The 24,128-nt window shown below is 47.4% G+C and carries 21 protein-coding genes and 4 pseudogenes; 1 reads left to right on the top strand and 24 read right to left on the bottom strand.

Annotated features, from left to right (window positions below):
• Positions 1-15: 15 nt before the first annotated feature.
• The 12 genes from DXE27_RS06725 to ndk form a co-directional block, all read right to left on the bottom strand.
• Positions 16-1,161 carry an ATP phosphoribosyltransferase regulatory subunit gene (locus DXE27_RS06725; protein WP_128113381.1) on the bottom strand — a complete coding sequence of 382 codons (1,146 nt, stop codon included), beginning with the start codon at positions 1,159-1,161 and terminating at the stop codon, positions 16-18.
• A 20-nt stretch (positions 1,162-1,181) separates the two neighbouring features.
• Positions 1,182-2,042, bottom strand: a complete 861-nt coding sequence (gene hflC / locus DXE27_RS06720; protein WP_128113380.1) for a protease modulator HflC — start codon at positions 2,040-2,042, stop codon at positions 1,182-1,184.
• Positions 2,042-3,556 carry an FtsH protease activity modulator HflK gene (gene hflK, locus DXE27_RS06715; protein WP_128113379.1) on the bottom strand — a complete coding sequence of 505 codons (1,515 nt, stop codon included), beginning with the start codon at positions 3,554-3,556 and terminating at the stop codon, positions 2,042-2,044. The genes hflC and hflK overlap by 1 nt, the downstream gene beginning before the upstream one ends.
• On the bottom strand, positions 3,546-4,787 hold the full coding sequence (hflX, locus tag DXE27_RS06710; protein WP_462803971.1) for a GTPase HflX: 1,242 nt from the start codon (positions 4,785-4,787) through the stop codon (positions 3,546-3,548). The genes hflK and hflX overlap by 11 nt, the downstream gene beginning before the upstream one ends.
• On the bottom strand, positions 4,780-5,022 hold the full coding sequence (hfq, locus tag DXE27_RS06705) for an RNA chaperone Hfq (protein ID WP_128113377.1): 243 nt from the start codon (positions 5,020-5,022) through the stop codon (positions 4,780-4,782). Before hfq ends, hflX begins: the two co-directional genes overlap by 8 nt.
• Before the next feature lie 180 nt (positions 5,023-5,202).
• Entirely contained in the window at positions 5,203-6,567 is a 1,365-nt protein-coding gene (gene der, locus DXE27_RS06700) for a ribosome biogenesis GTPase Der (RefSeq protein ID WP_128113376.1), read from the bottom strand.
• Entirely contained in the window at positions 6,564-7,733 is a 1,170-nt protein-coding gene (gene bamB / locus DXE27_RS06695; RefSeq protein WP_231969715.1) for an outer membrane protein assembly factor BamB, read from the bottom strand. Before bamB ends, der begins: the two co-directional genes overlap by 4 nt.
• Positions 7,730-8,404: a YfgM family protein gene (locus DXE27_RS06690; protein ID WP_231969714.1), complete on the bottom strand. Its 675-nt coding sequence runs from the start codon at positions 8,402-8,404 to the stop codon at positions 7,730-7,732. The genes bamB and DXE27_RS06690 overlap by 4 nt, the downstream gene beginning before the upstream one ends.
• 33 nt (positions 8,405-8,437) lie before the next feature.
• Positions 8,438-9,769 carry a histidine--tRNA ligase gene (gene hisS, locus DXE27_RS06685; protein WP_128113374.1) on the bottom strand — a complete coding sequence of 444 codons (1,332 nt, stop codon included), beginning with the start codon at positions 9,767-9,769 and terminating at the stop codon, positions 8,438-8,440.
• A 24-nt stretch (positions 9,770-9,793) separates the two neighbouring features.
• Entirely contained in the window at positions 9,794-11,065 is a 1,272-nt protein-coding gene (ispG, locus tag DXE27_RS06680; RefSeq protein ID WP_128113373.1) for a flavodoxin-dependent (E)-4-hydroxy-3-methylbut-2-enyl-diphosphate synthase, read from the bottom strand.
• A gap of 18 nt (positions 11,066-11,083) precedes the next feature.
• Positions 11,084-12,256 (bottom strand): dual-specificity RNA methyltransferase RlmN, encoded by a 1,173-nt coding sequence (rlmN, locus tag DXE27_RS06675; protein WP_172457122.1) that lies wholly within the window; start codon positions 12,254-12,256, stop codon positions 11,084-11,086.
• A gap of 77 nt (positions 12,257-12,333) precedes the next feature.
• Positions 12,334-12,759 carry a nucleoside-diphosphate kinase gene (ndk, locus tag DXE27_RS06670; RefSeq protein ID WP_128113372.1) on the bottom strand — a complete coding sequence of 142 codons (426 nt, stop codon included), beginning with the start codon at positions 12,757-12,759 and terminating at the stop codon, positions 12,334-12,336.
• Between the two features lie 288 nt (positions 12,760-13,047).
• On the opposite strand from ndk, the gene DXE27_RS06665 reads away from it, so the two are divergent.
• On the top strand, positions 13,048-13,749 hold the full coding sequence (locus DXE27_RS06665; RefSeq protein WP_128113371.1) for a Bax inhibitor-1 family protein: 702 nt from the start codon (positions 13,048-13,050) through the stop codon (positions 13,747-13,749).
• Between the two features lie 357 nt (positions 13,750-14,106).
• Here the strand turns inward: DXE27_RS06665 and rlmD are convergent, their stop codons facing one another.
• The 12 genes and pseudogenes from rlmD to DXE27_RS09755 form a co-directional block, all read right to left on the bottom strand.
• Entirely contained in the window at positions 14,107-15,534 is a 1,428-nt protein-coding gene (rlmD, locus tag DXE27_RS06660) for a 23S rRNA (uracil(1939)-C(5))-methyltransferase RlmD (protein WP_128113370.1), read from the bottom strand.
• Positions 15,527-16,349, bottom strand: a pseudogene (locus DXE27_RS06655) (3'-5' exonuclease). The gene rlmD and the pseudogene DXE27_RS06655 overlap by 8 nt, the downstream one beginning before the upstream one ends.
• A 17-nt stretch (positions 16,350-16,366) precedes the next feature.
• Entirely contained in the window at positions 16,367-17,158 is a 792-nt protein-coding gene (locus DXE27_RS06650; protein WP_415064468.1) for a peptidoglycan DD-metalloendopeptidase family protein, read from the bottom strand.
• Positions 17,159-17,166: 8 nt separating this feature from the next.
• A pseudogene (locus DXE27_RS06645) lies at positions 17,167-17,796 on the bottom strand (protein-L-isoaspartate(D-aspartate) O-methyltransferase); the annotation flags it as partial.
• 29 nt (positions 17,797-17,825) lie between these two features.
• Positions 17,826-18,624: pseudogene (gene surE, locus DXE27_RS06640) on the bottom strand (5'/3'-nucleotidase SurE).
• A 28-nt stretch (positions 18,625-18,652) separates the two neighbouring features.
• Positions 18,653-20,817: pseudogene (locus DXE27_RS06635) on the bottom strand (efflux RND transporter permease subunit).
• A gap of 25 nt (positions 20,818-20,842) precedes the next feature.
• Positions 20,843-21,001: a hypothetical protein gene (locus tag DXE27_RS10095; protein WP_269459809.1), complete on the bottom strand. Its 159-nt coding sequence runs from the start codon at positions 20,999-21,001 to the stop codon at positions 20,843-20,845.
• 6 nt (positions 21,002-21,007) lie between these two features.
• The gene (locus DXE27_RS10090; protein WP_269459808.1) at positions 21,008-21,736 is read right to left on the bottom strand and encodes an efflux RND transporter permease subunit; all 729 of its coding nucleotides are present in this window, start codon (positions 21,734-21,736) and stop codon (positions 21,008-21,010) included.
• Positions 21,737-22,885: an efflux RND transporter periplasmic adaptor subunit gene (locus DXE27_RS06630; RefSeq protein WP_197712354.1), complete on the bottom strand. Its 1,149-nt coding sequence runs from the start codon at positions 22,883-22,885 to the stop codon at positions 21,737-21,739. It lies immediately after the preceding gene.
• Between the two features lie 127 nt (positions 22,886-23,012).
• Positions 23,013-23,501 carry a TolC family protein gene (locus DXE27_RS09765; RefSeq protein ID WP_231969712.1) on the bottom strand — a complete coding sequence of 163 codons (489 nt, stop codon included), beginning with the start codon at positions 23,499-23,501 and terminating at the stop codon, positions 23,013-23,015.
• A 30-nt stretch (positions 23,502-23,531) separates the two neighbouring features.
• On the bottom strand, positions 23,532-23,822 hold the full coding sequence (locus tag DXE27_RS09760) for a hypothetical protein (protein WP_231969711.1): 291 nt from the start codon (positions 23,820-23,822) through the stop codon (positions 23,532-23,534).
• Complete coding sequence (locus DXE27_RS09755) at positions 23,807-23,965, bottom strand: hypothetical protein (RefSeq protein ID WP_231969710.1); 159 nt, start codon at positions 23,963-23,965, stop codon at positions 23,807-23,809. The genes DXE27_RS09760 and DXE27_RS09755 overlap by 16 nt, the downstream gene beginning before the upstream one ends.
• Positions 23,966-24,128 lie beyond the last annotated feature (163 nt).

Here is a 24,128-nt window from a genome sequence, read left to right as displayed (position 1 = left end):
CTTCTTTTTTACTTCTCAAGGGCTGCCTTGCTTCACCAACTCTCGATCACATTCATATTCGGCAGCCTCTACTGTTGTACTAGCTGGCGCCTGTATCACTACCTCACCCTGACTTCTCAAACTGCTTATTGCTTTATTCAATTCCGCATCCTCAATCCAAGGAGCCAGAATTGCTAACTTGCGCGCCTTTAAAGGAGACAAGTTAGCCAAGGTCAATAGATCTAATGAGAAACCAGTTGCAGGACGTGGGCGACCAAAAGCTTGACCAACATGGTCATAGCGACCGCCTCTTGCAATCGGTTGCGGCAACTGATCAACATACGCAGCAAACATTACGCCGCTGTGATATTGATAGCCACGCAAGTCAGCCAGATCAATACTGAGCTCTAATTTTGTAGATAAAGCACTTGCAGCTAAGGCTAGGCGCTCAAGGTCAGCTAAGGCTTGATCGACTGCAGCATGTTTCGGCAATACTTTTTTAGCCTTTACGAGTACTTCAGTGCATGGGCCATTTAATTCTGTCAGAGCAATGAGTGCTTCAGATATTTTGGCGGGCAAACAAGTGGTCCATTGGCTCAAGCGCGGGCGATCCTTGCTTTGCAATAAACCATACAAAGTCTCAATGGTTTCTTTATCGAGTTTTTGGTCAGCCAAGATACCAGTCAGAATGCCAGCATGCGACAAATCTAGATAGACCTTATCTAAACCTGCTACTGCAAGCGTTTTTAACAATAAGGTCATTGCCTCAAAGTCTGCTTCCCAAGTGGCGCAACCGTAAATCTCGGCACCGAGCTGCAACTCTTCACGAGCAGAACTGCCAACTGGTGTGCGAGCATGCGCAACAGAACCGGCGTAGCAAAGACGGGTGACACCAGCGCGATTTAAGAGATGCGCATCAATACGAGCCACTTGCGGAGTCATGTCTGCCCGCAAGCCTAGGGTGCGACCTGATAATTGATCTACCAACTTGAATGTTTGTAGATTGAGATCTGAACCAGTACCAGTCAATAAGGAGTCTAAGAACTCAAGGATTGGGGGAGCAACCAACTCATAACCATAGGATTGATATAAATCCAAAATGGCACGACGCAAAGACTCTACCTTGCGAGCCTCTGCTGGCAAAACATCTGCAATATCTTCAGGAAGTAACCAACGATTCATGATTTGGAATATTCACTTTCTTATTTTTTATGCAGGAACTTAAAGAATTCGCCATTAGGCTCAACCACCATGATGTCTTTCTTATCCTTGAAAGAGCTACGGTAGGCTTCTAAGCTTTGATAGAACTGCGCAAACTGAGGGTCGCGCCCAAATGCCTCGGCGTAAAGTGCTGTTGCCTTGGCATCACCTGCACCTTTAATCTTTTGTGCGTCACGATAAGCTTCAGCCAAGATCGTGTCACGCTGACGCTCCGCATTGGCACGAATCTTGTCAGATTCAGCGGCGCCGGTTGAGCGCAACTCATTGGCAACACGCTTACGCTCTGCTTCCATACGACGATAAACAGAATCACTAATCTCAGCCAAGAGGTCAACGCGCTTTAATCTCACATCCACGATCTCTACGCCGATATCAGCAGCATCATCTGCCACCTTCTTACGAATACCCTGCATCACTTCTTCACGCTGATCAGAGATCAACTCGCGAACAGTACGCTTCGTGAACTCTTCATTAAGGGCAGAACGAACCAATTGGGTTAAGCGATCTTGCGCCAAACGCTCATCACCCTTAAAGCTAATAAAGAACTTACGTGGATCAACAATGCGCCATTTCACATAAGAATCCACCAAGAGGTTTTTCTTCTCAGCAGTAATAAAGCGCTCTGCTTCTGGATTGTCAATTGTCAGAATACGGCGATCAAAGAAACGCACGCTTTCAAACGGCGCCGGCAACTTCACTTGAATGCCTGGCTTTTCAATGACACGAACAATCTGTCCAAAAGAAAACACGACAGCAAACTTACGCTGATCAACCACAAAGACGCTGGAAGACAGCACATAAATGAGTGCAATGCCAGCAGCAATTAAACGATTCGCATTCATTATCTGGACTCCCGATCACGACTACGAAGACCATCACGTTTGTCTACATTGCTACTTGCAGCAGGCGGTGTTGTCGCTGGTGCGCCAGAAGAAGGGTTTGGAGCGCTCGCTCCTGTTGCCCCTCCTACAGTCACACTGCCAGTTGGAGTGGATGCCCCCGACTGGTTAACTTGAGCACTTGCTGCTTGAGCGCTTTCAGCACTGACTTGAGCAACGATCTTATCGAGCGGCAGATACAACAAGCTATTGCTCTTGGTTGTATCAACCAAAATCTTCGTAACGTTGTTATACATCTCACGCATGCTGTCGATATACATACGATCGCGAGTTACTTGCGGCGCTTTGGAGTACTCCACCAAGATTTGTTTAAAGCGAGTAGCGTCACCCTCTGCTGTAGCAACAACACGGGCTTTATAGCCTTCGGCCTCTTGAATGAGGCGAGCAGCGGTACCCTTGGCGCGCGGAATAATGTCATTGGCGTAGGCCTGACCTTCACTCTTCAGGCGCTCCTGGTCTTGACCGGCTTTCACGGCGTCGTCAAATGCTGCTTGAACTTGTTCTGGCGGCTGAACGTTTTGCACGGTCACGCTAGTGACGTAGATACCCGTCTTGTAGCTATCCAAAATCTTCTGAATTGAGTTTGCTAAATCAATGCCAATCTTTTCGCGGCCCTCATACAAGACGGCATCCATCTTGCTGCGCGCAACGATTTCCCGAACAGCTGTTTCTGCCGCTTGAACTACTGCAGCATCTGGATCGCGGTTGTTAAATAAATAATCAGCTGGATCTTTCAGGCGGTACTGAACAGCAAAGCGCACATCGATGATGTTTTCATCTTCGGTGAGCATAGAAGAGTCTTTTTGATTGGTGGCCTTAATCAATACCGGACGACCCACTTCTACTGAACGGACTCCAGATAGATTGACAGTCTCTTCAGACTGAATAGGCCAAGGCATACGCCAGTTGATACCAGGCTTGGCGGTGTGGTCGTATTTTCCAAAAGTGAGGATAACGCCCGCTTGGCCTTCTTGAATAATGAAAAAGCCACTACATACCCAAATGAAGAATACGGCAGCCGCTCCAATCAGAACGCTAGCCTTAGATCCGAATGGATTGCTGAAATTAAAGTTAGGTGCAGATGGACCGCCACCATTGCCACCGCTATTACCGCCACGTTGTGACGGCGGAGGAATATCAGTGCTATTAGGTTTGTTACTAGGCTTTTGTGCAGAGCTACCCGTGACACCAGGTTTTTTCTTGCCGCCAAACATTCCAGCAATTCTGTCGTTGAAATCACGCCACAGCTCATCCAAATCTGGAGGGCCATCTGGCTTAGCCGGTTTATTGCCTGGCTGACTAGTTGGCGGAGTTTCTGTTGGTTTTGTATCTGAATCTACTTTTGGAGCTTGTTCATTTCCCTGCCCATCTTTGGCATCTTTTGATCCGACGGTGTTGTGGCTATTGCCCCAACCTGGATCATTGACCGAAAAAAGGCCTAGAAATTTACGCATCATTAGAAAAATAGCTTCGTTTAGGAATCGGATTAAATTCGGATGATTCTAGTCGTTCTGGTAATGGTGCTAAAAACTCGTCCGGGGCCATTTGCGTCTTGGCACGGTTGTGTTCGACCCTTATTCTATCAGTCATTTGGGAGCATTCGGCCAGCGCTGAGCGCAGCAAATCAAGGCCCAAGCCAGTCCGGGCTGATAGGAAAACCTGGCTAGGGAAGCCCTGCTCGTCCCGCTCCAAAACCGCCCCTCGAGTGAAGGTTTGCGGCATCTGGTCAATCTTATTCATGACCTCGATTCTGGGGATATCATCAGCCCCAATTTCCTCCAAAACGGCCTCTACTTCCGCTTTTTGCTCCCTGGCAACCGGGCTGCAGGCATCAATGGCATGCAAAATCAGGTCGGCATGGATGGTTTCGTCCAAAGTGGCCCTAAAAGCCTCTACCAGCTGGTGCGGCAAATCCCGGATAAAGCCAACCGTGTCAGAAACCACAATGGAGCCGACTCCGTCCAAATGGACCCTCCTAGAGGTGGTGTCCAAAGTGGCAAATAGCTGGTCAGCCGCATAAGTCCCCGCTTTGGTGAGGGCATTAAATAGAGTGGATTTACCAGCATTGGTGTATCCAACCAAGGAGACGGAAAACACGTCTTTGCGATTGCGCGCTCTTCTTTGCGTTCTTTGCTGACGTTGCAACTTTTCTAGTTCATTTTCTAAGCGCTTAGCTTTGGTTGCCAACATACGGCGGTCCAACTCCATCTGCGTTTCACCAGGACCACCACGCACACCAATACCACCTCGTTGACGCTCTAAGTGACTCCATGCCCTTACTAAACGCGACATGCGATAGCGCACTTGCGCAAGCTCAACCTGTGTCTTACCAATATGGCTTTGTGCTCTCTGACTAAAGATATCAAGGATCAAACCCGTACGATCCATCACATGAAAACCAATGTGACGTTCTAAATTGCGTTGCTGGGTTGGAGAAAGTGGATGATTGAAGATAGCGAGCTCAGCTCCCTGCTCCTCCATCACCTTCTTGAGCTCATTCGCCTTGCCAGAGCCTATGAATAGGGCTGGATCGGTCTTGCCTTTACGTGCAATAACGCTAGCTGCGGGTATTGAGCCGGCGCTGTCAGCCAGAAGACTGAGCTCTGCCATGCTATCTGCAAAATCTTCGCGTCCTGTGTCTACTCCAACCAGAACGGCGTGAGTCGCATCTACTCCAGTTTTATACAGGGCTAGCTTCTTCTAAACGGAAATCAATCGCGCGAGCAGGAACGATCGTCGAGATTGCATGCTTGTAAACCATCTGCGTCACAGTATTGCGCAAGAGGACAACGTATTGATCAAAAGATTCAATATTGCCTTGCAACTTAATACCGTTCACGAGATAGATCGAAACAGGAACAGGTTCTTTGCGCAAAGCATTAAGAAATGGATCCTGAAGTAATTGAATTTTGTTGTTATTCATACTGCCCCTTATTTATCTTTTGTTAACTACTTTTTTGGGAGTCTTGCTTTTTTATTTAAATACCAATTTCATTACATATTGCGTAATACAACTTCATTACAACCTACTGAACTATCTATATTGGGCTGATTTCTGAAAAAATCAAGCCCCCTTCAAATCAGACTGAAAGCTTAGCCCAAATTAGCGCTTTTTGCCTTTTTTACCCTTATCAGCATCTACATAGGGGTTTTTAGCGGTATTCATCTGGATGCGTAATGGTGTGCCCCGTAATTTAAAGGCATCCCTAAAGCGCCCTTCTAGATAGCGCTTGTAGCTATCGGTAACACCACTCAAGGAAGTGCCATGAATAACCACGATTGGAGGATTCATGCCCCCTTGGTGGGCGTAGCGCAATTTTGGACGTCCCATATCAACCCGTTTTGGCTGTTGATGCTCAATAGCCTCTTGCAAGATACGAGTTAAGCGTGGTGTTGGTAGTTTTGCCATTGCTGCAGCGTAAGCGGCATCCACATCTTTAAAAAGTTCTTTAAGACCAGTGCCCTTCTTAGCGGAGATCGGATGAACGTTCGCAAAATCGAGGAAGCGCAGCTTTTGGGCAATCTCTAGGCGGGCATGCTCTTTAACGTACGCATCGATCCCATCCCACTTATTCACCGCAACTACTAATGCGCGGCCAGCTTCCACAATAAAGCCAGCGATATGAGCATCTTGCTCAGAAATATCTTGCTGAGCATCCAACATCAAGATCACGACATTACAGTCCGCAATGGCTTGCAATGTTTTAACCACAGAGAACTTTTCAATCGCCTCAAATACTTTGCCGCGACGACGCAAACCTGCGGTATCAACCAGAATATAAGGCTTACCGTTGCGCTCAAACGGAACTTCAATCGCATCGCGAGTAGTTCCAGGCATGTCAAATGCAATCACGCGCTCTTCACCAATCAGCTTATTGATCAGCGTTGATTTGCCGACGTTCGGACGACCCACTACCGCAATCTTCATTGGGCGATTTGGATCGTTGGCCAATTCATCTTCATCCGGCTCTGCAATACCAAGAGAATCCAAGGCATCATCAATCAGACCGCGAACACCGTCACTGTGCGCAGAAGAAATTGGGAATGGCTCACCTAAGCCGAGCTCATGAAAGTCTGCGGTAACTACACCCGCTTGCATACCTTCAGTTTTGTTTACCGCCAGAATGACTGGTCTACCGGTCTTACGCAAGAAATCTGCAATGACTCGATCTTGCGGCGCCATACCTAAACGGCCATCTACCAAGAAAATCACAATGTCAGATTCGGCAACGGCTTGTTTGGTTTGCTTTGCCATCTCGGCAACAATGCCCGTTTTGGCGACCGGCTCAAAACCACCGGTATCAACGCAAATAAACGCACGCTCACCGATACGACCTTTGCCATAGTGACGATCTCTGGTTAAACCAGAGAAATCGGCCACCAATGCATCACGTGAACGCGTTAAGCGATTAAAGAGAGTCGACTTCCCCACATTGGGACGACCGACGATGGTGATGACTGGATTCATTTTGGACTGTACGCCGCTATTTTTCCACCTTGAGACTGAACCAAGATGAGGCCGCCAACTGCAATTGGCGCTGCCGAGATTGGACTGCTATCGTGACGAATACGCGCAACCATCTCGCCATTCGACTGTGAAAATGCATGGATGTAGCCTTGAGCATCACCCATTAATAAAACTCTACCGATGGCTAGAGATTCACCCACATCTCGGTATGTGAGCTGGGTGTTTTCCCAAACTTGTGTGCCATCTTTGACCGCGAAAGCAGTGACATAAGATTTTTCATTTGCCGAGAAGACAAGCTCTTGGCTTTGTGAGGTGCCGGTATAGCTTGAGTAATCCTTAAACCACAAAAGGTTTCCTGTACGCGCCTGGCCACAACCAATCCGGCCTTGATATGAAACCGCACAGATGATTTCGCCTTCCATGCTTGGCTTGGCTGTAACGTCATTCAAGCGCTCAATCTCAGAAAAGCCTTTAGGGAAAGAAACCGGTGTTTCCCAAACAAGACCGCCATTGGCAATCACAATCATGCCAAAACGACCGCCAGCAAATCCAGTCACAATCACTTCGTTATTAATAGCGAGCATGCCGTAACCAACGCGTAAGGACAGGGCGGATTGCTGACGCTGATATGTCCACTTGCGCACGCCTGTTTGCGCATCCAAACCGATGAAACGATTATCCAGGGCACGAACAACCACAATGCCGCCAGCCACCACTGGCTCGCTCAATACTTCACTGCCAACGCTTACCTTCCAAATCTGCTTGCCGGTATCGTCATAGGCATACACGGTTCCCTTGGTGCTTACGGCAACAGTAGTGCGGCCGTCAGATCCTGGACCGATGGACAAACGCTCGGGAACCGATGTCTCCCAAACCTTTTCGCCATTATTTAAATTGATTTTTGCTAAGTTGCCACGATGAGATGCCGCATACACAGCATCACCCGCAACTACAGGATGAAAGTTAAATGTCTCTGAAGAGCCAACGCTGGTAGACCATACTGGCTGCAAGTCAAACTGATTACTAACCGGGGCCAATTCAGCCGGCTTACGAACTCTTGAACCACCAGAACAAGCAACTAATGCAAGAGTCACAGAACCCACTAAAAGGGCTGTGCCAATAACCTTTGGTAAATGCTTCATTGCTTTCATTCCCGTATTTATCACTGAGCGATTCCGCCTACAGCATCCAATTTAACCTTTAAGAGACGACGCGCCTCTTCAGGGAATTCTTTTGCCTGGTCTAATTTCTTCCAAGCCTCTTGATAACTTTGCTTGGCTTTTTCATTTTGCTTTTGCGCCAGATACCAATCTCCGCGACGCTCAAGCCATAAGGCTTCGAAACCGGCAACAGGCTTGTCTTTCAAAATTTGATCTGCTTCTACAGAATCCTTTTCGCCACCCTGCTCAATCAATTGAGAAACTAAACGTAATTTAGCCAACGCAAGGTAGCCATCATTTGAAGCATTCTTAGCGGTCCAACGCAAATAATCCAAAGCCTTAGCACTGTCGCCAGCATCAGAGGCAATGCGCGCAGCAATCAAACTCGACATAGGAGCATATGGTGTGCGTGCAAAATCTTTTTGCAAATCATCGGCGGCGCGCAAAGTTTGATCTTTATCGCCTTTAGCAATTGCAGAGACCATGGTTTCGTAAAGTTTCGACGCCTCCAAAGCTTGGTTATTACGCCACCATTGGTAGCCGCTATAAGCGGCATATGCAAATAAGGCAACGGTCACAATACCAGTGATCAGATTGCGATACTTTTGCCAAAACGCTTTAAGTTGGTCCCACTGTTCTTGTTCTTCTAAATCTAAAGGCATATCAATCCAAGCCAATTAATCAGTAATTGAGGGTATATGAAGCTCATTCTATTCGGAGGCGCCTACTAGGGCATCAATTGCCGCCCCCAGGACATCATCCAAGGGAACAGACTTTTGCTCGCCTGTGCCACGTAAGTCCTTGAGTTGAGCCTCATTTTTAGCTAGCTCATCAGGGCCAATAATCACCGCAAAGGCAGCCCCACTGCTGTCGGCTTTCTTCATTTGAGACTTAAAGCTGGCTGATTGCCCATCTGGCGGGCAGAACAAAATAGTATCGATTCCAGCGCTACGTAAGCGCTCAGCAATAATCATGGCGGCCGTTAGCGTCTCGCCACCTTGATGCAGAACAAAGATATCGCATTGGGCATGCGCTTCCGGCGAAGAACCGGAGACCCTCATTAACTCCAGAACACGCTCCATACCCATTGCCCAACCACAAGCAGGTGCAGCCTTGCCGCCCATACGCTCGATCAATGGATCGTAGCGCCCACCACCTGCGATAGTGCCTTGCGCACCTAACTCATCAGTGATCCATTCGAATACAGTCAGATTGTAGTAATCCAAGCCACGCACTAAACGCGGATTAATTTTGCAAGGAATATTGTTTGCTTTAAGCAAGGCCTGCACTGCGTTGAAATGCTTAAGCGACTCTTCACCCAAGAAATCTAATAGTTTTGGCGCACCTTCAATCAAGGCCTGCATCTCTGGGTTTTTAGAATCCAAGATTCGCAAAGGATTGCTAATCAAGCGACGTTGTGAATCTTCATCGAGCTGTGATTTGTGTTTCTCAAAGTAAGTCACTAAGGCTGCGCGATGCTCTGCGCGCTCAGGGGCCTGACCTAATGAGTTAATTTCTAGACGAACACCTTTCAGTCCTAGCTCATCCCATAGGCGTTGACCCATCAGGATGATCTCTGCGTCGATGTCGGGGCCAGCAAAGCCAAGCGCCTCAATGCCAAATTGATGAAACTGGCGATAACGACCACGCTGTGGACGCTCATGACGGAACATAGGACCGGTATACCAAAGACGCTTAGGTCCTTCGTAAAGCAAATTGTTTTCAATGACAGAACGCACTAATGCAGCGGTGCCCTCAGGACGCAAAGTGAGTTGCTCACCATTCAAGCGGTCCTCAAATGAGTACATTTCATTTTCAACAATGTCAGTGACTTCACCGATGCCACGCTGAAATACCGCAGTCGCCTCAACAATTGGCGTTCTCAAAAATTCATAGCCATAGGCGCGAGTTAAATCGCGCAGAACATGTTCAAGATGAGCCCACTGCGCAGCATCCGCTGGTAGCAAATCATTCATGCCGCGTACGCCATTGATTTTTTGAATCTTGGCTTGCGCTTTTTGCTCTTTGTTTTGATCAGTCATTTTTATTCTTGTTCTAACTTGGCTTTATTCAACTTTTGCTGCGTAGTTTTGTTTAACGTACTCGTCAACAATCACTTGGAACTCTTCTGCAATTTTCTCACCGCGCAAGGTTTTTACCTTAACACCATCCACAAACACTGGTGCCGCTGGGGTTTCACCTGTTCCCGGCAGGGAAATGCCAATATTGGCATGCTTACTCTCACCTGGGCCGTTAACGATGCAGCCCATTACAGCCACATTCATATTCTCCACTCCCGGGTGGGTTTTCTTCCAGACCGGCATTTGCTGGCGCAGATAGGATTGAATGTTTGCTGCTAATTCTTGAAAAGTGGTGCTAGTCGTTCTCCCGCAACCAGGACACGCAATCACCATTGGGGTGAAGTTACGCAAACCCATTGTTTGCAAAATCTCTTGAGCAACAATGACTTCGTTTTCACGTGGCGCACCAGGATCAGGCGTTAATGAAACGCGAATGGTGTCACCAATACCCTCTTGCAACAAAATACCCATTGCTGCAGTGGAGGAAACAATGCCTTTGCTGCCCATACCTGCCTCAGTTAAACCCAAGTGCAAAGGATAGTCAGAGCGACGTGAGAGGTCGCGATATACCGCAACCAAGTCTTGCACATTACTGACTTTGCATGAGAGCAAAATTTGGTTTGGGTTCATACCAAACTCAACTGCTTTTTCTGCTGACTGTAAGGCCGACTGAATCAGCGCCTCAATCATCACTTCTTGCGCAGTCTTTGGAGTAGCCAATGCAGCATTGCTATCCATGATTGAAGCTAAGAGGTCTTGATCTAAGCTGCCCCAGTTCACACCAATGCGAAGCGGCTTGTCATATTTACAAGCCGCTTCAATCATTTGCGCAAACTGTGGGTCACGCTTGGCGCCCTTACCCACATTGCCTGGGTTAATACGGTACTTCGAGAGCGCTTTAGCGCACTCCGGAAAATCATTTAATAAAGTATGGCCGTTGTAATGAAAGTCACCAATCAAAGGCACCAACACATCCATCTTGTCCAACTGCTCACGAATATACGGAACGGCTGCTGCAGCTTCCGGCGTATTCACAGTGATACGCACCATCTCAGAGCCGGCGCGCGCCAATTCTTTTACCTGAATTGCTGTACCTACTGCATCAGCAGTATCGGTATTCGTCATCGATTGCACGCGTACAGGTGCATCACCACCAACGGTGATGATGTTGGACTTCCAGGCAACGGTAGCTTGACGCGTTGCTCGCTTAGGGCTTGGCCCCAAGGGTAGTGGTGGTAATGAATTATTAGAGCTCATGAGGTTCTAATCTTTAATTTAATTTTTTGAGCCACTCGATGGGATGTGTACATTTGGCTCTGAATCAAAATCGTCATCAGACTCAACTTCGGTAAGCTCTATCTCAGCATTGTGCACAGCTCGTTCACGAACTCGAGTGCGGTCTACAACATCCCCTGCCAATTGACCGCACGCCGCTGTGATGTCATCACCACGAGTCTTACGCACCGTCGCAACCATGCCAGCATCCAAGAGAATGCCAGCGAAAGCATTCACACGCTGAGCCGGCGAGCGCTTAAGACCAGACTCTGGGAACGGATTAAAGGGGATGAGATTGATCTTGCATTTAATGTTTCTAAGCAAGCGCACCAATTCTTTTGCCTGAATATCAGAATCATTCACACCATCGAGCATGCAGTATTCAAAGGTCAAAAAATCTCTTGGCGCAAATGGTAAGTAACGCTCACATGCGTCCAGCAATTCGCGTAATGGATACTTTTGATTGAGCGGCACCAATTGGTCACGCAATGCGTCATTCGGTGCATGCAATGAAACTGCCAATGCTACTGGGCAATCTTGCGCAAGACGATCAATCATCGGTACGACGCCCGATGTAGAAACTGTCACACGACGACGTGATAAACCATACGCCCTGTCATCGAGCATTAAGCGCAATGCAGAAACCACATTGTCGTAATTGAGCAAGGGCTCACCCATACCCATCATCACCACATTCGAAATCACGCGACCGGTATGCTCCCAACCAGGTGTTGGAAACTTTTCGATTCTGCGTACAGCCTCCGGATCATTACGCAAAAGATGTTCTGCAAACCAAAGTTGCCCGATGATTTCACCGGAAGTGAGATTACGTGAGAAGCCTTGATATCCTGTTGAACAGAAGCGGCAGTTCACCGCGCAACCAGCCTGAGAAGAGATGCACAAGGTGCCTCGATCATCCTCAGGGATAAAAACAGACTCGACCGCATTACCAGCGCCCACGTCCAGCAACCACTTGCGGGTGCCGTCAGCGGCGTGTTCGTCTTTAATTACGGGGAGAGAAAGCACTTCTGCTTTGTCTAGCAATGTTGCTCTGAAGCTTTTTGCCAGATCGCTCATGTCATTAATGTCAGATACACCGCGTTGATGTATCCACTGCATGAGCTGCTTTGCCCTAAAGGGCTTTTCATTCAACCCCGCGACATACGCCGCCATTTGGTCAGCGTCAAAATCTAAGAGATTTACGCGCGGGGAGGTCAATGCGCCTACTTATAAATGAATAGGTTTATCGATTAACGATTGAAAACATTCATGCCAGGGAAGAAGAAGGCAACTTCCACAGCAGCTGTTTCAGGAGCGTCAGAACCATGAACGGCGTTTGCATCGATACTGTCAGCAAAGTCAGCACGGATTGTGCCTTTTTCCGCTTTCTTAGGATCGGTAGCGCCCATCAAGTCACGATTCTTAGCAATAGCGCCTTCGCCTTGCAATACTTGAATCATTACAGGACCAGAGACCATGAAGCTCACCAAGTCTTTAAAGAAAGGACGGTCTTTATGAACGCCATAGAACTGCTCAGCTTCAACTTGTGAAAGGTGCGCCATTCTGGAAGCAACAATCTTCAAACCAGCAGATTCAAAACGGTCATAGATTTTGCCGATGACGTTTTTAGCGACAGCATCAGGTTTGATAATAGAAAGGGTGCGTTCAATTGCCATTCAAGACTCCAATAGTGATTTCAAAGGTATTTGCTGGGTAAGGCCAAAAGCCACCCTACTTCAGCGACCCCCGAATTATACATTGCCTGACGGTATTTACCCCTATATAAGTAGGGCTAAGCCATTGAATTTACAGGGCATAAGCCTTTAATTTGTAGGTCTTTTAGGTGGGGGCTTGAAATTTAGGCGTTTTGTCTATACTTACGTCTATACTTACCCTCAACAGCCCTACTTACTAAATATATGGGTATGGGCTCTTGTATTAACTATGAAAAAGAAGGAGTCAATATGAGTGATCTGAACTCTTACGGCTTTGGCCAAACCGGCTCAATTAGCACTATCCAAGTACGCAACCGTGTACTTCGCAATACTTATGCCCTATTAGCACTGTCCATGGTGCCTACTGTTATTGGCGCCTGGCTCGGTGTTGCCATGGGTCTAGACCTGTTCTCAGGTAGTCCTTTTATTGGCTTTATGGTGTTTATGGCTGTTGCCTTTGGCTTCTTCTGGGCAATCGAAAAGAATAAAGACACCGGCGTAGGCGTTCTCCTGTTGCTGGGCTTTACCTTCTTCATGGGCATCATGATGTCCCGTTTGGTTGGCTTTACGCTCAATAGCTACAGCAATGGCGCGACCCTCATCATGCTGTCCTTCGGCGGTACAGCAGCTATCTTTGCCACCATGGCGACGATTGCCACTGTAAGCAAGAGTGACTTTGCTGGCATGGGCAAATGGCTGATGGTTGGTGTGCTGCTCTTGATTGTTGCTTCATTGGCAAACATCTGGTTGCAGCTGCCCGCCTTGATGTTGACTGTGATGGTACTAGCTATCGCAATCTTCTCAGCCTTTATCTTGGTTGACGTTCAACGCGTCATTAATGGCGGCGAGACTAACTACATCATGGCTACTTTGGCTATTTACTTAGATGTGTATAACGTCTTCACTAACCTGCTCGCATTGCTGGGTATTGTTGGTGGCAATAGAGATTAACTGATGTAATTAAGAACTGAAGTGTGATGTTCTCTAAAGGCGCCTGCGGGCGCCTTTTTCTTTGCTGCGATTCTGTCAATTCGCGTGCAACCAATAATTAGGCTGCTACGAACATACTTACAGCGTAAGACAGCGCCATCAAAATGAATAAGAGGGCAAAACTATCCGAGGCTTTCATGACACACTCCCAAAAGTAATTGCGGGTTTGGCGCCTACACTTCTGCGCACAAGTTCAATCTACTCTTCTATAAGACGGGCTTTTTTGCCTATTGCACCGCATAAATGCCCTATGCACAAAATTGGGGCATATTGGGATTGATTTTGATGAAACCACTTCTAAATCAGAGGCTTGAGCACCTAGATGCGATCAAAAACCGCCATAGATTCCACGTGGGAGGTGTGCGGGAACATATTAATAATGCCCGCACTACTCAATCGATACCCTGCGTGGTGGCAGAGAATCTCCACGTCTCTTGCTAGGGTTTTGGGATTGCACGACACATACACAATGCGCTCTGGAATTAAATCACTTTGTTGCAAATGCAGCTCTGCAAGTGCTTTGCAAATCTCCATGGCGCCTTCACGCGGTGGATCCATTAACCAACGCCCAGCTCTACCCCAAGATGCGATCGTTTCTGGCATGACTTCAAACAAATCACTTTGCATGAAGCTCGCTTTATCCACTAGGCCATTGTGAAGCGCATTTGCTTTTGCTCGAGTCGTCAAACTCTCGAGACCCTCGATTCCTAAAACCTGTTTTGCTTTTCTAGCAAGCGGTAGTGTGAAATTACCAATGCCACAAAATAAATCGAGTACTCTATCTGTTGGCTTTACTTCCAATAATCGTATCGCCCTACTTACCAAGGCACGATTCATCATGTGATTGACCTGCGTAAAATCTGCAGGCTTAAATGGCATCTCAATCTCGAACTCAGGCAGACGGTAGCAAAGCTTACCGGTCTCTGGATAGAACGGAGCCACAGTCTCTATACCCTTAGGCTGCAGCCAAATCCAAACCTGATGCTGGTCGGCAAAGGTTCGCAACAACCGCTCGTCTTCCGCCGTTAATGGCTTGAGATTGCGAAACACTAAAGCGGTGACTGGCTTGGATTTTTTGGGGTCGTCAGATTGCGCATCTTCTGGCTCGCCAACCGCAATTTCAATTTGTGGCATGCGGTCAACAATAGACAGCCCCATAACCAATTTACGCATCTCAGGCAGCAAAACCGATACATGCTTTGGCAAAATCTCACAAGCAAGCATATCGGCTACATAACCACTCTTACCCTCATGAAAACCAATCAGTACCGTGCCCTTTTTAATTGAGCGATTAACAGCACTTAAGCGTGCACGATGGCGGTATTCCCATGTGGGGCCACCCATTGGGCGCAGAATTTCTTCAGGCTTTACTTTAGCGATATGCTGCAAGTCATCCTCGAGCACTCGCTGCTTCATGGCTACTTGTGCACGAATATCCAAATGCTGCATAGTGCAGCCACCACAGACACCAAATGCAGCGCACTTAGGCTCCGCTCTAAATACTGCGGGCTTTAGAATGTCGCGCACCTTGGCCTTGCTAAAGCAAGCCTTATCACTGGTGATGGTGTAAGTCACCAGCTCTATTGGCAGTGCGCCTTTAATAAAAATGATTTTGCCACTTTGCCCCTGGCTTACCTCTTCCTCATTGGGGGCTAAGCGAGCAATTCCTTGGGCATCTAAATCCAGGGCTTCGACTTTAATTGGCTCAGTCACCTCAATATTGACTGGCTTATCACCTCTACGCATCTGGCGAAAAACCTTGCAGATATTCTTGCCACTGCCCACCATTAGGTTCTTTGGCTTCTTTTTCCAAATACGCTTTTACAAAGTTGATTTCTTCTTGATACTCTTCATGAGAAAAGCCACTGCGCAATAGCTGGAAACGGCAGTACATGAGATAAGTATTAACCACATCAGTCTCGCAGTAACGACGAATATCATTAATCTTGCCATCCTGATAAGCCGGCCAAACTTGGCTGCCATCCATGCCCATCTTGCCCGGGAAGCCACAAAGCTTTACCAACCCATCTAATGGGGCATTCGCACGGCCATTAAATTTCGCTAACAAATCCATCATGTCGAGATGACGCATGTGATAATGACTAATGTAGTTGTTCCACTTAAATTCTCTACTATCTGAATCTTGGCTCTCACCCATTTCCCAGTAACGCGGAGCTTGCACATGATTTGCTAGAGCGCGGTAGTGCAATACAGGCAAGTCAAAGCCGCTGCCATTCCAAGAGACTAATTGCCGGAGTGTATTTTTCAATGAGGTCAAAGAAGGCTTGGATTAATACCTTCTCCTCATCTTGCGGTGTGCCTAAGGCGCCGACCTTAATTTATGGCAAACCTTCTTTGGTGGTCCTACGAATGACACAAGAAATTGCTACGATCTTTTGCAGAAATAAAGGGAGAAAATCGCTACCCGTTTTTTCTGCCCGCTCAGCCATGACTTTGGCAGCTACTTCTGCATCACTCATCGAGTCCGGAAGATCCTCCAAACGACGCAAGCCAGCTACATCCGGAATCGTTTCAATATCAAATACGAGAACAGTGGCCATGCGTACTTACTGCAACACTACTGCAAATACGGCGTTGGATTTACCGGTTTACCGTTTACGCGCAGCTCAAAGTGCAACTTAGCTGCATTGGCGCCTGTATCCCCCATCTCAGCAATCCTCTGGCCCTTACGGACGGCATCACCCTCTTTAACCAAGAGCTTACTGTTATGAGCGTAGGCAGTGAGATAGGTATTGTCATGTTTAACAATTACCAAATTTCCATAGCCGCGCAAACTATTGCCTGCATAAACTACCTTGCCATCGGATGCAGCAAGCACAGGTTCGCCCACCTTACCAGCAATATCAATACCTTTATTTGTTTCGCTGAACTCACCCGTTACTTTGCCCTTGGCAGGCCAAGATAAACGAATGCCGGGCTCGGCAACTGCTTCTGCTTTTACAGGCTCTGGTGCCTGTACCGATGCATCTGGTTTATCACTTGTAGGTTTTTTATCGGCAACGCGTACAGGCTTAGTGCCAGCAGGTGCCTTGATCATAATTAAATCGCCAACCTCAATCACATTGGGATTAAAGCTAGGATTAGCAGCCTTGTTCCATTGCACAACATCGCGTGGCGCCTGACCATGGTCTAAAGCAATGCGCGCTAAGGTATCCCTTTTTTTTACTCGATAGTAGCCAGGAGGTGCCGGCTCACTAGAGCCACCAGTCCGATCAGTCACGCTAGCAGGTTTAGTGCGAGGCACAGAACATCCTGCTACCAACAGCAAGGAGGAAGACATCAGCGCAATCAGAAAATGTTTGGATAAGGTATATGGCATTAATTTAGTTTTTTGAATTGGTGAATTCATCATACATTTCATACTACCCCTGATTGTAAGGGGACAAAAAAGACCTCGTCCAGTACAGTTCTTTGATAGCGCTGGGAGCTCATTCTTTCAACCATCACGAGCTGCTGCTCTTTCTCACTTTTGGCAACTTGGGCAACTAATCGCCCACCTATGGCCAATTGGTCCAATAAGGCATCAGGGATGCCCAAGCCCGCGGCTGCCAAAATAATGCCATCAAAAGGCGCTGCTTGAGGCAGCCCCAAGATGCCGTCACCATAAATGAGGCGCAGATTATTAATTCGAAATGGGCGTATAACTTCGCTCTGGCCATGTCATGGAGTGGGCGAATGCGTTCAATGGAATACACCTCATCTGCCAACAAACTCAATACTGCCGCTTGATAACCACAGCCAGTGCCAATCTCTAATACTTTGCCAAGCTTAGTTTTAGGCTTATGTAGTAATTCGATCATGCGCGCCACTACAGATGGCTTAGAGATGGTTTGCTCATGACCGACCGATCGGCAATGCAGTGTCTTCATATGCCTGCGCATGTAGACCTGCATCCATAAACGCATGGCGTGGGACGGTGGCAATAGCTTCTAAAGTTTTACCGTGTTTAACGCCGCCGGCATGCACTTTAGCTGCTAAGGCTTGCCGATAAGCAGCGAAGCGTTCGGTTGGGGCCTTCAACCGCGGTCCCAACCATTTGCACGCATTGCTGCTAAACGCGCATGGTGCGTCAAATCCAATTGCATTGGCGCAATTGAAATACACCCCCTCAGCAATAGCATGAAAGTCAGTGCCTTCGGAGCCTTCTTTTACATCTCCTGCAGCACCGATCCAATATATCTTTTCGCCACGTGGGCTATCCTGCACCACTACTGGTTGTGAATGATGGCGATTACCCAAACGGGTAACACGCCAGCGATAGAGATCAGCATAAGGACGATTTGGAATATTGACGTTCAGTAATGTTGCTACCCCATCTGCGTGGTTTCTGCTTAAAGCAGAAACCAACATTTGTGCCACAACATCATGCGCTGCTTTAGCCGCATCTTCAATCCGATTCCAACCACGATCAATTTGCGAGAATGCGATGCCCGGCACACCAAACATAACGCCCTCAACTGCAGCAGCAACAGTGCCAGAGTAAAGAGTGTCCTCCCCCATGTTCTCGCCTTGATTGATTCCAGAAATCACGAGATCGGGCTTCTCATCTAAAAAACCCGTCATCGCAACGTGAACACAATCTGTTGTTGGCGTGCCGTTGATAAAGAAAAACCCGTCACGCTCACCGCCGGCAACTCGATGAATCGATAGCGGCCTAGAAGGCGTCAGTGAATTCGATGCGCCGCTGTGATTTTGCTCAGGAGCAATCACCGTAACGCGACCTAACGGACGCACTGCATTGACTAAAGCCAGCAAGCCAGGAGCTAAATAACCATCATCATTGGATACCAAGATGTGAGGTTGACGATTACCCATGATTTTGAGATTTTCTTTTGACGAAGGATTAAACATTGCTTGCAGGAGTTAAGGCACGCGCTCTAAACCAGCCGTATATTACCGGTAAAACCAGAAGCGTCAAGATAGTCGTAGTTACCATACCACCCACAATCACTAAGGTCAAAGGACGCTGGGCCTCAGAACCAATCGAATGCGATAAAGCCGCTGGCAAAAGGCCTAAGCCTGAAAGTGCAGCAGTCATCAGCACAGGGCGCACGCGCAAGGATGCACCCTCAACCATGATGTCCTTCATCTGACCGTGCTCCGTCGCTGCCGTCTTATTAATAAAGGAAATGAGAATCACGCCATCCTGAATCGCTATACCAAAGAGCGACAAGAAGCCAAAGAATGCGAAGATACTCAAAGTCTCTCCTGCTAAGTGCAAGGCAATCACACCGCCAATTGCGGCAAATGGTACATTGATCATCACAATGAAAGCATCACGGAAGTTGCCAAATGCACTCACAAGCAACAAGAAGATGCCCAGCAAGGCCAGCGGCACAATCAACATCAACTTTTTCTGAGCTTGCTTCATTTGATTGAACCGACCATCCCAGCTAATTGAATAGTTTGGTGGCAGCGTAATATTTTTCTCAACCAAGAACTGCGCATCTTCTACAGCGCTACCAAGATCGCGGTTACGAACGCTAAATTTAATCGCAATATAGCGCTTACCAGCTTCGCGATAAATGAAGAAAGGGCCATCGGTTAAGCGAACGGTAGCAACCATAGATAAAGGTATCTTCGTACCATCTGGAGCCTCAACCAATAAATGGCCGATATCCGCAACGTCATTACGACTGCCCTCATTCAGGCGCACAGCAATACCAAAGGTCTTTTCATCTTCAAGCAAATTGGTCACGGCAGCGCCACCAATGGCATTTGCTACCACTGTCTGGATATCATTCACATTAATACCGTAACGCGCAGCACGATCACGATCAATTTGAATGTTGAGTGTTGGCTGACCTAGCTCTTTCAAGATACCTTCGTCTGCAACACCTCTAACTTTTTTGAGCTGGTCAATCACCTCGTGGGCTTTTTGATCAAGGACCTCTAAGTCGGTGCCATAAACTTTGACGGAGTTCTCACCCTTAACGCCAGATAAAGCTTCATTCACGTTATCTTGAATATATTGAGAGAAGCTATAAGTAATGCCCGGGATCTTATTGAGCTCTGCTTCTAAGTGCGTAATGAGATCTTTCTTTGAAGAGCCACTTGGCATCTTGTCAGGACTCTTGAGGTAAAGGCCATACTCTTGGTTAAACACACCTGTGGAGTCCGTACCATCGTCTGGGCGACCAATCTGCGCAGCAACCTTATCAATCTCAGGTTGCGCCATAAAGGTTTCACGGAGTTGATTGGCAATCTTAACGGAGTAGTCCAGATCAACTGTATTTGGTAGGGTTACGCGCAACCAAATATTGTTTTCCTCCAGAGTTGGCAAGAATGCAGTACCCAGGCGAGTCATACTCAGCAAGGAATACCTAAAACAAAGACAGCAACTGAAAATACGGTTAGCGGACGATCCATCCACCTTCTCAATAAAGGCTTATAGCCATCCAAAATCTGCGTAATGAATGATGGCGGCTTGTGGTGAAGATTTTCACCAAATACCAGAGAGATCATTGCGGGCAAGAATGTCAGGCTCAAGATCATTGCAGCAATCAAAGCAAAGCCCATGGTGAAAGCCATTGGCTTGAAGATGATGCCCTCAACCCCGCCCATAAAAAACAGTGGGGAGTACGCCACAATAATGATGCCCGTGGAATAAATCATCGCACGTTGCACTTCGCTAGTCGCAAGAATGATGCTTTGGTTCAGGCGTTTACCGCCCTCTTCCAAGTGGCGCATAACGTTCTCAATCAAAATCACTGCAGAGTCAACGATCACACCAAAGTCAATTGCACCCAAAGAGATCAAATTAGCAGGCACACTCCATAAGTGCATCTGTATAAAAGACACGCAGAGCGCCAATGGAATTACTGCTGCCACTACAGCTGCAGCGCGAATATTCCCCAAGAAGAAAAACAAAACTGCCAAAACTAAAGAAATGCTGAAGAATAAGGTGTGCTTAACTGTGCCGATGGTGATATCCAAGAGAACTTGGCGATCATAGAAAGGTTTTACTTCAATACCAGGAGGCAAGACATGCTTATTAATATTTTCCACAGTGCTGCGAACGCGCGCCAATACTTCAGTGGCATTCTCGCCGCGACGCAAATAGCAAATAAACAATACCTTCTACAGAATCCGGGTTGTCATTGAACTGGAACATACCCAAGCGCGGCGCGTTACCAATTTCCACGCGAGCAACATCGCCAATACGAATGGGAACGCCATTATTAATAGCCACTACAACCTACTTGATATCGTCGATATTCTTCAGCAGTCCAACATCGCGCACAACAAACTGTTGCTCACCACTTGGCAATAAACCGCCACCCGCATTGCTATTGGCATTTGTTAAGGCGGTCACTAATTGATTAACCGAGATGCCTTTAGCCTGCAAACTCTCAGGACTCACAATCACCTGATACTGTCGAACTTTGCCACCAAATGAAGAGACGTCTGCTACGCCTGGAGTTTGCTTGAGCTCCTTGTAGACCTCATAATTTTGCAAAGTCTTTAGCAAGGTTGAGGTTGCGTATTCTGATCGAACTTCGTAACGCATAATTTCGCCAGTAGCATCGGAGTCCGGGCTAATGCTAGAGGTTACACCTGGCGGGAATGCCACATTCGCCAAATTGGCTAAAAAGGTTTGACGCGCCTTAAATGGATCGGCAGTGTCATTAAATTTGAGTGTTACTACAGATAGACCAAACAGTGAAACCGAGCGGAATGCTTGCAAACCTGGAATTCCTGCCAAAGCATTTTCAACAGGAATTGTTACTTGCTGCTCAACCTCGGTTGTACTTCTTCCTGGCCACTGAGAAATGGCTTGAATAGTTAATGGTGCAACACCAGGATATGGCTGAATCGGCAATTTGCTCAAACTGAGCATGCCCAAGCCAAGCAATACGATCGACGCAAAAATGACAAGCGCGCGCTTCTCAACTACCCCTCGAATAAAGGAGGTGAAGATGCTCACTTAGTCCTCCTGCTTGGCAAAGCGGTCATTTAACAAAACAGCGCCCTCAGCCAACGCCTGCCAACCCTGCTCTACACCCTCAATAGCAAAGCTCTTGCTATTGAGGTCATATCCTTTTACAGGTACACGGCGGAATGTTTCAGGGCCTACCTTAATAATGGCAAAACGATTCTCACGAATTCTCACAATAGCTGACTGAGGAACCACCACTGCGTCCGCCGTTCCAGTAGTCAGCAGAGCAGAGGCATACATATCAGGGCGCAAAAGATCATCGGTATTTTCTACATCAGCACGAATCAATAAAGCACGTGTTTGCGGATCAATCGCTGGCGCAATGTAATTGGCATAAGCAATAAATTCTTTTTCTGGATAAGTCTCAAGCTGCAAAATCATTTTTTGACCCTGCTTGATCAAGCGGAAGTCCTGCTCAAATACATTTCCCAAGAACCACAGTTGTTTAGGATCCGCTAAAGTAGCGATTACATCACCGGAGTTAACAACGGCGCCAGGCTCGACTCCGCGCTTAACAACAACACCTTTTAATGGCGAACGCATGATCAAGTTACTAGCTGTCTTACCGGTGGACTCGATACTCTTGATATCACCCTCACCAGCGCCGAGATTTCTCATGCGGTTAGCTGCAGCTTGCTGAGTAATGCGTGCATCACCCAATAAATCACTCATTGTTTTATTAGCTTCAAGAACTTTGGCAGTCTTTGAGGACAGCAAATACTCTTGCTGCGCAGACAGAAACTCTGGGCTATACAACTCAACGATAGGCGAGCCAACCTCCACCTGAGCTCCATCAAAAGCATAAATACGCTCTACTCGGCCAGGAGCGCGAGCAGAAAGTACTTTGGATTTTTTAGCATTAAACGCCAAGCGTCCAGGCACTTTGATATTGACTGGCACCTGAACTTTTTCCGCTGCTTGAAATATATAAATCTCAGGATTGAGTTTGATGCCCGGTAGTTTCAACTCAAGAACACCTGTTTTTTCTACCTTCAGCGCTTTATCGGAGGCCTCTATCTTTACCGTACGGCTTACGTTGGTAACGCGACCTACTACGATACCAAAAGATAGGATGGCAAATGCAAAGGCAGCCAAGCGAACGCGATAACGATTTTGCGGGGTGAGATTCCAATACAAGCCCACCAAACCCGCTGCAGCGACTTTTGCATGATGCGCACCATGGCGCGCCCTTATGCAAATGCGGTTTTGCCTTCTCGTAGAGGCCTTTTAGAAACGAAAGAATTTTGTCTTTCAAAACTATCCCTTAAAAAGGTTCTTTGCCAGCAGAAACCATCAGCACTGCTTGCGCTTGCAGCAGATTACTTTCAGCCTGAGCCAGCGACACTTCTAAATTGCGCAACTGCGTTTGCGCAGTCAATAAATCATTAAAGCCTTGCCCATTGTTGGAATACTGAGTGAGACCAACTTTATAAGCAGCATCCGCCTGAGGCACTTGTCGCTCTTTTAGAAACTGAGTTTGATTCTTGGCTTGCTCGTAGGCCGCATAAGCAGTATTCACGGCCAGGACGATTTGTTGACGATTGGAAATATTGCCGGCTTCAGCGGCCGCTTGATTGCGCTGCGCTTGCTCTACCCCATACTTTTCTTTGGTAAAGAAATACAAAGGAATAATTAAATCAAGCTCAAATTGATAAAACAAAGCACCGTTGTTGGCTGAGAATGGGCAGCGCGGCGTATAGGAAGAGCCAATAACCTGGAAGTCGGGCAAGTATGCCTTCTTAGCAAGCGCCACGCCCTTGCGTGCAGCATCTAACTGCAGTGCTCAACTCTTTAATGACGGGTGACTGTTCTCTGCATAATCTTCCAACTCAATTAAAGCTGGAACGCTGTTGATTGCTCGACGTACATCACCGCGCAATATTAATTTTTCACGTGAATGACGGCCGACCAAAGTATTGATATTGTTTAGACCAACTTGCAGTTGACGCTCTACGTTAAATTGGTCCGCCTGTGCAGCACTTTGCGCCACCTGGGCATTGAGATACTCGACGTAAGCCGCGGCATTGTTCGCATACCGCGCTTTGGCCACACTCTTAATCATTTCCAAGCGCATGACAGACTCTTTAAGTACTGTAGCTGCTTCTGTGCAGCCAATGCGTTGTAGTAGAGGGTGGAAAGCTGGGCACCCAATTGCAAATAAGTTGATTCAGAAGTGGCAAGCAAGGCCTCTGCGTTCGTATCGGCAATTTCAGCCACAAGACTCTTCTTGCCCGGAAACTGAAAAGGTTGCGCAACGGAAATTGAGTTTTGCTACTAATGCCTCCGGGGTATTGCTGCGATGGAGTGTTGGCTCCACCCAATGCAAGGGGAGAATTCACTGGCATACCTGACCACACCATTCCCACTTGGGGATTGGCGG

This window comes from Polynucleobacter necessarius (assembly GCF_900096755.1).
Lineage (GTDB): Bacteria > Pseudomonadota > Gammaproteobacteria > Burkholderiales > Burkholderiaceae > Polynucleobacter > Polynucleobacter necessarius_K.
The sequence above is the reverse complement of the archived record's forward strand: the minus strand, read 5'-3'. Positions and strand labels throughout refer to the sequence as shown.

Coding starts and splice junctions, on each gene's coding strand:
- hflC (WP_128113380.1), bottom strand. CDS start 2,042: ATGAATGCGAATCGTTTAATTGCTGCTGGCATTGCACTCATTTATGTG.
- ispG (WP_128113373.1), bottom strand. CDS start 11,065: ATGAGCTCTAATAATTCATTACCACCACTACCCTTGGGGCCAAGCCCT.
- hisS (WP_128113374.1), bottom strand. CDS start 9,769: ATGACTGATCAAAACAAAGAGCAAAAAGCGCAAGCCAAGATTCAAAAA.
- DXE27_RS06725 (WP_128113381.1), bottom strand. CDS start 1,161: ATGAATCGTTGGTTACTTCCTGAAGATATTGCAGATGTTTTGCCAGCA.
- der (WP_128113376.1), bottom strand. CDS start 6,567: ATGAATCCAGTCATCACCATCGTCGGTCGTCCCAATGTGGGGAAGTCG.
- rlmN (WP_172457122.1), bottom strand. CDS start 12,256: ATGGCGGCGTATGTCGCGGGGTTGAATGAAAAGCCCTTTAGGGCAAAG.
- DXE27_RS06650 (WP_415064468.1), bottom strand. CDS start 17,158: ATGAATTCACCAATTCAAAAAACTAAATTAATGCCATATACCTTATCC.
- DXE27_RS09760 (WP_231969711.1), bottom strand. CDS start 23,822: ATGCGCTTGGAAATGATTAAGAGTGTGGCCAAAGCGCGGTATGCGAAC.
- ndk (WP_128113372.1), bottom strand. CDS start 12,759: ATGGCAATTGAACGCACCCTTTCTATTATCAAACCTGATGCTGTCGCT.
- hflK (WP_128113379.1), bottom strand. CDS start 3,556: ATGATGCGTAAATTTCTAGGCCTTTTTTCGGTCAATGATCCAGGTTGG.
- rlmD (WP_128113370.1), bottom strand. CDS start 15,534: ATGCGTAGAGGTGATAAGCCAGTCAATATTGAGGTGACTGAGCCAATT.
- DXE27_RS06665 (WP_128113371.1), top strand. CDS start 13,048: ATGAGTGATCTGAACTCTTACGGCTTTGGCCAAACCGGCTCAATTAGC.
- hfq (WP_128113377.1), bottom strand. CDS start 5,022: ATGAATAACAACAAAATTCAATTACTTCAGGATCCATTTCTTAATGCT.